We start from the raw sequence: 2,909 nt of genomic DNA, 5'->3' as shown, positions 1-2,909 counted from the left end.
GCCGAACGGGATGACAACCAACGGTAAGGAGCCGTGATGGCAGGGAACAGTATTGGGCAGTTTTTCCGCGTCACCACATTTGGTGAATCTCACGGTGTGGCGCTGGGATGTATCGTAGACGGTGTGCCGCCTGGCATTCCGCTGACAGAAGCCGATTTGCAGCACGATCTCGATCGTCGCCGCCCCGGCACTTCGCGCTATACCACCCAACGCCGCGAGCCGGATCAGGTGCGTATCCTCTCCGGGGTATTTGAAGGCGTCACCACCGGCACCAGCATTGGCCTGATGATCGAAAACACCGATCAACGCTCGCAAGACTACGGCGCGATCAAGGACGTGTTCCGTCCAGGCCATGCTGATTACACCTACGAACAGAAATATGGCGTACGTGATTATCGCGGCGGTGGCCGTTCTTCCGCGCGTGAAACCGCGATGCGCGTTGCTGCAGGTGCTATCGCTAAAAAATATCTGGCGCAGAAGTTTGGCGTACAGGTACGCGGCTATCTGGCGCAGATTGGCGACGTGAGCTGCGAGCTGAAAGATTGGGATCAGGTTGAGCAGAACCCGTTCTTCTGCCCGGATCCGGACAAGCTGGAAGCCTTGGATGAACTGATGCGTGCGCTGAAAAAAGAAGGCGACTCCATCGGTGCCAAAGTGACAGTAGTGGCGGAAAACGTCCCGGTAGGGCTGGGCGAGCCGGTGTTTGATCGTCTGGATGCCGATCTGGCGCATGCGCTGATGAGCATCAATGCGGTCAAGGGCGTGGAAATCGGCGACGGTTTTGCCGTGGTGACCAAGCGTGGCAGTGAAAACCGCGATGAAATTACCCCTGAAGGCTTCCAGAGCAACCACGCGGGCGGCATTCTTGGTGGTATCAGCAGCGGTCAGCCGGTGATTGCGCATCTGGCGCTGAAGCCGACCTCCAGCATCATGGTGCCGGGGCGTACGATCAACCGTCAGGGTGAAGCTGTGGAAATGGTCACTCGTGGCCGCCACGATCCGTGCGTCGGGATCCGTGCAGTCCCGATCGCCGAAGCGATGATGGCGATCGTGCTGATGGATCATCTGCTGCGCCAGCGTGCGCAAAACGGTGATGTGATTTCTGACGTGCCACGCTGGTAAGGGCCTGCGATGAAAAAATGGATGCTGGGCTTGGTTGCGTTGATGGCTTCTGGTTCCGCCTTGGCGTTAACACCGTGGCAAAAGATCGATCACCCGGTTAGCGGCACTGCGCAGGCCGTTGGCGGTTTTGCCAACGGTTGTATCATCGGGGCGCACCCATTGCCGCTTAATTCACCGGGCTATCAGGTCATGCGGACCGATCAACGGCGCTACTTCGGCCACCCTGACCTGCTGGCGTTTATTCAACGTCTGAGCAGCCAGGCCAACCAGAAAGCGCTGGGCACGGTATTGATCGGCGATATGGCGATGCCGGCCGGTGGGCGCTTCAGCAGCGGCCATGCCAGCCACCAATCCGGCCTGGACGTGGACATCTGGTTGCAGTTACCGCGTCAACGTTGGAGCGCGCAGCAACTGCTGAAACCACAGCCGATCGATCTGGTGTCTGGCGACGGTAAACAGGTGGTGGATCGCCAGTGGCAGCCGCAGATCGAATCCTTGATCAAGATGGCGGCACAGGACAGCGAAGTGACGCGGATCTTCGTTAACCCGGCGATCAAACAGCGTCTGTGCCAGGATGCCGGTGCCGATCGCGGTTGGTTGCATAAGGTCCGCCCTTGGTTTGGGCATCGTGCACATATGCACGTACGCTTGCGTTGCCCGGCGGGTAGCCTGGAGTGTCTGGATCAGGATGCGCCGCCGGTGGGCGATGGCTGTGGTGCCGAGTTGGCCAGCTGGTTCAAACCGCATCAGCCGAATGCCAACCCGGTCAAGAAGGAGCCGCCACCGCCGCCGCCAACCTGTCAGGCGCTGTTGGATAGCCACTTCGCCAACCGCTGATAGCCTGATAAAAACGCCTCGAATGGGGCGTTTATTTTTTGAGTTTTAAGGCGTAGTGTGTGCGGCAAACAAAAACGATTTATCCGCGAATGCCAACACTCTGAGTGAACCGTTCTTTGCCTTTTCAGGAAGAGGGGGAGCTAAGCAATTGGTATCAGGTATGGCTCCACTTTTGCAGGCAGACGACTTATGGATGGGCTGGTGTTAGGTCCCGAATTGCTCGGGATTCTGTTTTTGGTAGCAATGTTCGCTGGGTTTATCGATTCGATCGCCGGTGGCGGTGGGCTGTTGACCGTACCGGCTCTGCTGGCCGTTGGCATCCCCCCCACGCAGGCGTTGGCGACCAATAAATTACAGTCGGTGGGGGGATCGTTTTCCGCCAGCCTGTACTTTGTCCGCCGCCGGGCCGTCGATCTTAATACCCAGAAGCTGACCATCTTCCTGACGCTGGTGGGGTCGGTAATCGGGGCGATCCTGGTGCAGCATATGCGTGCCGATATACTGCGCCAGATGCTGCCGCTGTTGGTGATCGGCATCGGCGTCTATTTCTTGCTGACGCCAAGGTTGGGGGAAAACGATCGCCAGCGTCGGCTGGGGGCGTTACCCTTTGGCCTGGTAGCTGGAGGCTGCGTAGGGTTCTACGACGGTTTCTTCGGGCCAGGAGCCGGTTCGTTCTATGCCTTGGCCTATGTGACGCTGTGCGGTTTTAACCTGGCTAAGGCGACCGCCCACGCCAAGGTGCTGAACTTTACCTCCAATCTGGGCAGCCTGGTGCTGTTTATTATCGGCGGGCAAGTGATCTGGAGCATTGGTCTGGTGATGCTGGTAGGGCAGGTGTTCGGAGCCCGTCTTGGGGCGCACATGGTGCTGACCAAGGGCCAGAAGCTGATCCGGCCGATGATCGTGATAGTGTCTTTGATCATGAGCTGCAAATTGCTGTACGACAATCA

Annotated in this window: 3 protein-coding genes; all 3 read left to right on the top strand. The window is 58.3% G+C overall.

Annotated features, from left to right (window positions below):
- Positions 1-36: 36 nt before the first annotated feature.
- The gene (gene aroC / locus ACLQ7H_RS16015) at positions 37-1,122 is read left to right on the top strand and encodes a chorismate synthase (RefSeq protein ID WP_021806057.1); all 1,086 of its coding nucleotides are present in this window, start codon (positions 37-39) and stop codon (positions 1,120-1,122) included.
- Positions 1,123-1,131: 9 nt separating this feature from the next.
- Positions 1,132-1,959 carry a penicillin-insensitive murein endopeptidase gene (mepA, locus tag ACLQ7H_RS16010; protein ID WP_411753531.1) on the top strand — a complete coding sequence of 276 codons (828 nt, stop codon included), beginning with the start codon at positions 1,132-1,134 and terminating at the stop codon, positions 1,957-1,959.
- Between the two features lie 189 nt (positions 1,960-2,148).
- Positions 2,149-2,909: sulfite exporter TauE/SafE family protein (locus tag ACLQ7H_RS16005; RefSeq protein WP_411753530.1), on the top strand; the 761-nt coding region annotated here is incomplete at its 3' end.

Source organism: Serratia sp. (in: enterobacteria) (assembly GCF_046715635.1).
GTDB lineage: Bacteria > Pseudomonadota > Gammaproteobacteria > Enterobacterales > Enterobacteriaceae > Chania.
Note: the sequence above shows the minus strand (reverse complement) of the source record. Positions and strands in the feature narration are given on the sequence as shown.